This is a genomic window from Sphingobacterium litopenaei, from assembly GCF_014692495.1.
GTDB lineage: Bacteria > Bacteroidota > Bacteroidia > Sphingobacteriales > Sphingobacteriaceae > Sphingobacterium > Sphingobacterium litopenaei.
Genome location: NZ_JACOIJ010000002.1, coordinates 225,093 through 233,956, shown reverse-complemented (window position 1 = coordinate 233,956; position 8,864 = coordinate 225,093). Strand labels below are relative to the sequence as shown.

Annotated in this window: 6 protein-coding genes; all 6 read right to left on the bottom strand. The window is 37.5% G+C overall.

What is annotated here, in order from left to right:
• Nucleotides 1-863: 863 nt before the first annotated feature.
• Nucleotides 864-1,172, bottom strand: coding sequence for a hypothetical protein (locus H8B04_RS02165; RefSeq protein ID WP_190301288.1), 309 nt, complete (start codon nt 1,170-1,172; stop codon nt 864-866).
• A complete protein-coding gene (locus H8B04_RS02160) occupies nt 1,165-1,884 on the bottom strand; it encodes a hypothetical protein (RefSeq protein ID WP_190301287.1) in 720 nt (239 codons plus the stop codon). The genes H8B04_RS02165 and H8B04_RS02160 overlap by 8 nt, the downstream gene beginning before the upstream one ends.
• 260 nt (nt 1,885-2,144) lie before the next feature.
• Entirely contained in the window at nt 2,145-3,173 is a 1,029-nt protein-coding gene (locus tag H8B04_RS02155) for a glycoside hydrolase family 53 protein (RefSeq protein WP_190301286.1), read from the bottom strand.
• 12 nt (nt 3,174-3,185) lie between these two features.
• On the bottom strand, nt 3,186-4,241 hold the full coding sequence (locus H8B04_RS02150) for a SusE domain-containing protein (RefSeq protein ID WP_190301285.1): 1,056 nt from the start codon (nt 4,239-4,241) through the stop codon (nt 3,186-3,188).
• A gap of 18 nt (nt 4,242-4,259) precedes the next feature.
• The gene (locus tag H8B04_RS02145) at nt 4,260-5,825 is read right to left on the bottom strand and encodes a RagB/SusD family nutrient uptake outer membrane protein (RefSeq protein WP_190301284.1); all 1,566 of its coding nucleotides are present in this window, start codon (nt 5,823-5,825) and stop codon (nt 4,260-4,262) included.
• Nucleotides 5,826-5,859: 34 nt separating this feature from the next.
• Nucleotides 5,860-8,847, bottom strand: coding sequence for a SusC/RagA family TonB-linked outer membrane protein (locus H8B04_RS02140; RefSeq protein WP_190301283.1), 2,988 nt, complete (start codon nt 8,845-8,847; stop codon nt 5,860-5,862).
• Between the last annotated feature and the right edge of the window lie 17 nt (nt 8,848-8,864).

The window sequence follows — 8,864 nt, the reverse complement described above, 5'->3', positions numbered from 1 at the left end:
AGCGTTCATCCTGAGCCAGGATCAAACTCTCCATTGTAAAAATGAAGTTTGACTCTAACTATTTATAAAAAAATAGAATTGTCTTTTTAATATCTATTTCCGTTATTGACTAAGGTTTGATTTTTTTAACTTTCGTTGTTTCTCAAACTACTCGTTACGCTACATGATCATTTTCTTAAAGAACTTTTATCGAATCCGCATCGCGCTTCTTCTTATATTTCGAGCATTACTGCTGTACTTATCTTATTTTGTTTTCCCTTCGTTTCCGTCAGGACTGCAAAGGTAGAAAATTTATTTTAAACAGCAAATTTTATTTGAAGTTTTTTTTGTTTACCTCCCGTTAGGGATGGCTTTTTGTCCTCCCTGATTTCTCAGTTTAAACTGCTTCTAACCTCGTATTTCATGGTTACTTCTAACCGTTCCTCCCTTGCGGAGTGGTGCAAAGATAAGGAAGTTTTATAATACGAAACAAGTATTCAGGAAAAATAAAAACGAAGTACACCACAACTTATTGTGCAACTGGAATTTTATTTTTACAAAACTATTTGAATCTGTTTAAAACTATTCAAATGCTTCATAAACTTCATTTGATGGATATGAGATATTCCCAATTTCATCTACCACGACTAGGAAATAATAATTGGTAACCCCTCGATTCGGTTTGTTATCCACAATTTTTTCTGCAGTATCATTGGTTTCGCGACTAAAACAGCCTCTTGTCCACGAACAAAACGATAAACTAAATATTTCGCAATTTTACTTTGTGATGGCTGCCATGTCAAGACTACAACATTATCATCATCTATCTTAAAGGATTTTAAATTCTGAGGAGGTAAAATTTTAACGGTATTTGCGAAAGCGACCTATTCATTACTGAATTCACTCTCTATCCCTTGAATATTTTCAGCTGTGATTTTATAAGTTATAGGCAAGCTTCCCACTTCGATACTATCACGATATGAGTTCATATTAATTGGTAACAGCACCGAATTCAACTTTTCATAATTTCCAACGCCTATTTTTCTACATACATTATAGCCTATAGCAACATTCGCATTCTCTGCACTCAAGTTCCAAAAGATAAGGTTGCCAATTTTCTCCTGCATTACTTCCACTAAAAATGGAGCAACTGGTCGGCCTACATCCTTACGAACTGTTATAATATCAGACAAAATCACTTTCAACATTACTCAAACTCTCGGTAGTGATAGCGTATTGCACTAAATGATTATTGAAATGATTAGCTGTATCCACAAATTCCCCTAATCCATCCTTCAAATCAACAGCATAAATAAAATCAGATATTTTTTGCCACTCGCCATCCGAATTTCTGTAAACCCAATAACCTCGGGAGTCATGTTGATTATCTTGCCAAATAAGTTTAGAAACACTTTTGCTTGCTGTGGAATCCAACATAACCAAATAAGGAGGCTGAGGCTTTTTGTCTGTCTGCGTCAATCCATATACCTTGATGCTTGTCTCAGAAGTACGCGCAAAATAATCTACGCCTTCAACATGATAGTAATATTTGATACGAGCAATAATCTGCTGATCAGTAAATTCCATATCATTGGTAGTACCAAACAATTCATAACCATCTTCATATTGTGTAGAGCGATAGACAGCACTCATACTTATAATCTCTGGTTTGAAATAACCCCAAACCAGTAGATTTTTGTGATTAATCGTATCCGTCTGCAAAGTCACACCTTTCGGAATAATAAACTTTTCATAACTAATCAGTTCTATCGTTGCCGAACACGCATAAACTCCTCCGCCAAACTTATTAATTGCAACCTGAACATCTTTATGTGTTAACTTTTCTTGTGCTTGTATGCAACTCTCAAAACTACCCACAACATGTAATAAAGGAAATTTCGCCACTTCAGAAACTAAATGAAGGCGGGCCAAATCACTATCATCAATAATTATGCATATCTGCGGTTGATACTTGGGTTAATACGTGTTAGTTATACATTTTCTCAAGAATATGTATTTACACCAAATATACTTAAATACACAAAATAAATAATATTTTTAGTTAATAAATTACCCTGTAGTTATATAACAGAAAGGCTCAGAATAATAAAACCTAATAGTCTTGTCAACTATTAGGTTTTACATGAAGGTAAATGTATATTTAATTATTTGAAAGCATTCAACGCTTTAGTAGGACGACCGGCATTATTAAATGCACCTAAAGTATAGCCTTTCCAATTATTGTGAGCCAAAGGCTCCCAATAGAAAACACCTAGCACCTTATTATTGCTAATAGCTTGCGATTTCGAAAATAAATCTTTCAACCATGCCTCCGCCGCTGCTTCTTCATCCCAACTCAATCCTACTTCACAAATCATGACTTCTTTATTATAACGTGAGATCATGTCTCTAATATTACTGATACATTGCTCTGTCATTTGTGACCAATTATCTTTGCTTGGATAAAGGGACATACCTACTACATCCCACTTTGCACCATTACTTTTCAAACCATCAAATATCCAACGGAATAAATTGTTATCCCATCCGTTATGGATATGCACAATTACTTTTGCATTAGAGTAAATAGCTTTGACTGCATCATATCCTGCATTGGTCAATTGCGCATAGTTGGACATATTTTGGTCTGCCTTCCCTTCATTCCAAAGCATCCCATTTCCAGTTTCATTACCGACCTGCACCCAACCTACAGCGATGTTATTTTTCTTTAATAAGTCCAATACATCTTTGGTATGTGCATTGACAGCTGATTTCAATTGATCGAAGGATAAACTTACCCATGCAGCGGGTTTATTTTGCTGTCCTGGATCAGCCCAAGAATCACTATAATGAAAATTAATCATCACCTTCATCCCCAAAGCTGCAGCGCGTTTTGCTTTCACTAGCACATCTTCTTTACTGTTCCATCCATTAGTTGGGTTTACCCAAACTCTCAGACGAATAGAATTCATGCCCAGACTCTTCAATAACGCTATTCCATCCATTTGAACCCCTGCGCTGTTATAAAATTTCACATTGTTAGATTCCATTTCGGTTATCCAACCAATATCCGCACCTTTCGCAAAATTCTTTTCCTCCTTACCTGGATCGATATCAGGAAACTCATTTTTGTTGCCACAACTGACAAATAAAACAACATATGCTACCGTAAGAAGGGCTTTGGAAATTTTCATCACCGTATTATTTTATTGAATAGAGTATTTAAAAGCTTTTGGATCGCTCAGGTCCAAGATCAATGTATGAGTACCGACTTTGTCGTATTTGAAACCGCTCGCATCTGCACCATATAATGTACATTCACCTTCATTTTCGGCAGTTCCGAAAAACCAGCTCCAACTTTCATTCACCAAGATCTTCATACCCCATTGTTCTGGAGCAGTAGTCGTTATCGTTGCTTTCCATACTTTTGCTTGTGCATCATAAGTCATGCTGTTTGCCGAAGTACTCCAACCATTAAAATCACCAGTTACAGATAAGGAAGAAATAACAATTTCCTTCCATTCCAATTTATTGACATCTGCAGAAATATATAGGTATCCTCCATTATTCGTCCAACAGTTCCATCTATCATCACCTGCATGCAATTTGTATTGACCATTATCTGCGGGATAAGAACCATAAATTTTGCTAGCTGCTGCACTCGGCTCGTCTAGCAAATAGAAATTGTACCATTGATCAACCTGTACAAATCCATCATAAAATCCATTCTTATTACGAGAACATAATTTCCATGGAAACTGAGTCATATCTTTATTAGACATATGCAAATAGTCTGCATTCTCTGCAGGTTGATAGGCCTTTAAAGCAATGGGAATTACATTACTGTAAAGAGGCGTGATATTGTTGGCTAATTTTGAAACCACACGCGCATATAAAGTTTTACCTTCATTGGGAGCGAATCCTAATCCCAAAAGAATGCGGTTAAGCTGTTCATGTGTGTAGCTGATTGAAGATGCATCACTATCAATCGAACGACCTATAGTGGAGAAATTCTGATCTACGGATAGCTGTAAAGTATTCTTGATTGCTTTTTGTGAAATAGGCTGAGATGCATTCAAAACGGGCTGCTGCCAGACAATTTGCAAAGCTAAGTTTTGAGCATTTACTTCCTCTAAATCCAATTGAGTCTTTGTGCTGGATAAAGTCGGAGCTTCAAAACCACTTACAATGACTTTGTCCCCTTCTTTGGTACACGCACATACTATTAAAAGCAGCGTATATAATAAAATGAGATTTTTCATTTTCAATATTTTTAAATTTTAATAACCTGTCGTTGGAATCAAATTAGGGTTAGCGGAAAGGTCTGTTGTCGGAATAGGATACAAATTGTATTTGCTATCTACCGCAACTCCATCTACACTTCCACCTTTCCATTGCCATAAATAAGCATTGGTTGTGAATTTGCCAAAACGAATCAAATCCGTACGTCTTGTAGCTTCCCAGAAAAGTTCTCTACCTCGTTCTGCTAAAATGAAATCCAGATTCAATTGTGCCGTGCTAATATTACCGCTTGCATTGCCATAAGCACGTTGACGTAAACTATTTACCAATGCCAATGCTTCATTAAGATTGCCGCCACCATTACGAAGTGTCCCCTCTGCATAGGTCAAGTACACATCCGCTAAACGTATCATTGGAAAATCCGTGTTGACCATACCTTCATCTGTTTTAGATGTTCCATTGTCATACAAATTCGTGAATTTTATGACTCCGTAACCTTGGCTGATAGTCGATGGATCATCTACATCCAACGATTGTCCGTCTTTCCAAAACCTTCCTCTTTGGTCATTTGCCTCAAATAATTTCACAAACTCACGCAAGGTGCGGAAGCTATTCCATCCCGATAACACACCATAATCCGCTGCTTTCATCGAACCTACAATAGGTCCATTAACCAAATAGGTAGTTGCTCCCCAAGAATTCGTACGTTCTACATCTGCTTGTATGGCAAAAATGATTTCATTGGTGCGCTTGTCATTATCTGCATTGAACAATTTTTTGTAATCACTCTCTAAAGTATAACCAGCATCAATGACTTTCTTACTATACGTCACACAGTCATTGTACCTTGCTTTTCCTGTGTATATTTCTGCATTCAAATAATTTTTTGCCAATAAAGCCCAAGATGCACCTCTACTTACACGTCCATATTGATTTTGTTTTGGAGCAGGTAAAATATCTGAAATCGCTACAAGTTCCTTTTCAATAAAATCAAATAAATCGGAGCGCGTGATACGTTGTGGAAAAAACGCACTTACAGGATCTGTTTCCTGCACAAAAGGTACATTGCCATACAAATCCATCGCATGCGTATACGCTAAAGCTCTTAGAAAACGAGCTTCTGCCTTGAAAGATTGAATTTCACTTTTTTCACTATCCGAAAAACCAGCGATTTTATCATCTCCTGCATTTCTCAAAAATTCATTTGCCAACGCTATACTGTAATAAATCCGGTAGTACATCGCACTTACCCAAGTGTCTGATGCTCCCCAGCTCATGAATTGCAAATCCACCATATTATCACCTCCAGCCCACGAGTAAATAAGCTCATCTGTCGGTACCTCTTGCATATTGAAATACACACGCAAATACCCCCAAGAAGCTGTAGAGCTAGCCATGTCCGCGTCCCCATCACCTCTATTATTCCCTGCTACCGCAAATGAGCCATATAGTTTGGCCATCACGGATTTATAACCTTCCAATGAGGTATATACATTTTCTGATGTAGTTTCTATCGTTGGAAATTGGTCCAAATCTTTTGTACAGCTCATCATCAATATGACCGATGAAATAAAAGCTTTACTTAATGCTACTATCTTTTTCATAACCTACGTTCTTAATTTTTTTTACAACAGAATTTTAGAAATCTAGATTTAGGCTTACAGAATAAGTCCTTGATCTGGGATAAAATGAACTATCAAAACCATTTGAAAGTTCTGGATCAATACCTGAATACCTACTAATTAGGAATACATTCTGCACAATTGCACCTAGACGAAGATTAGCCACTTTTGCTACTCGACCCAGATTGTATCCCAAGGAAATATTTTCCATACGTAAGAAAGAACCATTCTCTACATAATAATCCGAGTAATATTGTCTAGTCTGAAAACCCGTATTCAAATAATCACGGTGCAGGTTATTAATAGCGGGAGAAACATATTGCATTGTCTCCCACGCACTCAAATCCATTTTGGTATTATTAAACACGTAATTGCCAACATTGGCACGTAAAGTTGTAGCTGCTACCCATTTTTTATAATTCACTTGTGTATTAAATCCAAAGATCCACTCTGGAGCAGGTGATTGATATCGATACAAATCTGACTCATTAATCACACCATCATTATTAAGATCGGCATACATGCCCTCTATAGGTCTTCCTGCTTGGTCATAAACTTGCTTATACACATAATACATATATGGCTCATAGCCAGAAGTCAAAATCTGCAAATTGCGTCCACTTACAATTGGTCCAACAAAAGATCCGATAGCATCTGCATTTTGCACAAGCGCAATGTTGGTTACCTTCATATTTTGATTGGTCGCATTGAAATTCACATCCCATTGAAAATTTTCCTTTTTAATAGGGGTTGTCAACAGTTGGAATTCAAATCCACTACTTTCTACATTGCCCACGTTTATGGTGGCATTTTGATCAAAGTTCGTTCCTGCTGCTACAGGTACATTTGCGATCAAATCATTGGTTTTACGCGTGTAATATTCCACTGAACCTGAAATTCTGTTATTCAGAAAACCGAAATCTACCCCATAATTAAATGCTTTGGTCGACTCCCAACGTAAATCTTGATTGTATACTGATGGTCTATAAAATTTGTGGTATTGATCTCCAAATCGGTATTGTGAGGCCTCTGTACTTAATTTGTAAACAGGCAAATATCCATAGTTACCAATTCCTTCTTGTTGACCTGTTTCTCCATAACTTGCTCTTAGTTTCAAATCCGAAAGAATGGTGCTTTCTTTCAAGAAGCTCTCTTCAGAAATACGCCAACCCAATGCAAAAGATGGAAAAGTTCCCCAGCGATTGTCTTTACTGAAGCGAGATGTACCATCACGACGTACTGTCGCAGTAAATAAGTAACGGCTATCGTAATTGTAATTCAGCCTCGCATAAAGCGACATTAACGTATGTCGCTCATCCGAACCTACGCCCGTAGAACGTACATCACCTTTTGCATTGTAATAAGTAATTTCTGGACGAGTACTACTCCAATATTGATAATCATGCCCTACAGTAAGATCTACTGTACTTTTAGCATCGGGATAATATTTATTGTAGTTCAAATAGCCTGTGAACAGTTTGTTTTTCAAAGTTTGCTCGTATTCATCCGATTCACCTCCATACAAAAATGCAGTAGCCGCAGTCTCCGGAATAAAATTCGAACCCTTCCCCTGCGCATAATCATAGCCTAAAGTAACATGAGCTTTCAAGCTTGGCATAAAATGGAATTTATAATCCGCATCAAAATTCCCTATTAAGCGATTTACATTACTCTTATGGTTTTCTTGGAACAAAAGTCCTAATGGATTAATATTAGCACCGGTTGCTGGCAACCCAGCATTGTCCAAACTTTCGTAATATCCACCATAAAGATCAACCCCTGAATAGATGGGTTGCGTCGGATTGAAGGCTAATGCCGACCATATGGCATCATTATTTGCAAAAATATTATTATTACGCGCCCCTTTTAAATTCACATTCAAGGTCAAATGATTCTGTAAAAAAGAAGGATTTAAAGTCAAAGCTCCAGTTATACGCTCTGTTTTGTCTGTTTTCAATGTCCCTTCTTGGTTGTAATACCCCACAGAAGCTCTAAAGGGTACATTTTTTAAGAAATTGCCACTCAAACCAATATTATTGTCGGTACCTAATGCTTTCTGAAAAACTTCATCCAACCAATTTGTTGTTGCCGTACCGATTAACGCTTGTTGCGCAGCATTTCCTTCTCTTTGAATCAAACTTCTGTACTCTTCAGGATTCATCATATCCGCCACACCCAAAGCATGTTGAGAGGAAAGTGTAGAAGAAAAACTCACTTTCAAGGCTCCTGAACTTCCTTTCTTAGTCGTAATCAACAATACGCCATTCGATGCACGTGAACCATATATGGCTGTAGCTGAAGCATCTTTTAGAATAGTCATCGATTCAATATCATTTGGATTAATCAAACTCAAAAAGCTATTGCTATTCCCACTGATACCTCCGGCTTCTAACGGTACACCATCCAATACGATTAATGGATCATTGCTCGCGCTCAAAGAAGCTCCTCCTCGAATACGAATAGTACTCCCTGCCGTAGGTGATCCACTATTGGATGTGATCTGTACACCAGCCGCCTTACCACTGATCAATTGCTCCGGAGAGCCTACCAACCCATTATTAAAGTCCTTGCTAGAAACTGTATTCACCGATCCTGTCAAATCTTTTTTTGTTGTACTACCATAGCCCACCACCACTAATTCTTCTAGCGCAGTACTCGCACTCACTAATACCACATCTAATACAGCCGATGAAGGGTTAATGATTCTGGTTTCATAACCCAACATCGTAAACTGTAATGCACTGTTTACATTTGGTAGATTGATCTTATAAGTTCCGTCTGAATTTGTTGCTGTTTTAATATTGGTTCCACCAACACTTACTGTCACATTCGAAAGCAATTCCCCGCTATCGTTTCGAACAACACCTCGTATTTCTTTTTGCTGCTGCAAAACGTAAAGTTCAGCTGGCAGCTTATCAACCGAAATTGATGTGGCCTGTAGTGGTGATTCTCCATACAGAAGGACCAATCCCACTAAGCTAACTTTGATTTTCGACCTTATCATATAGTTTAATTTATGTT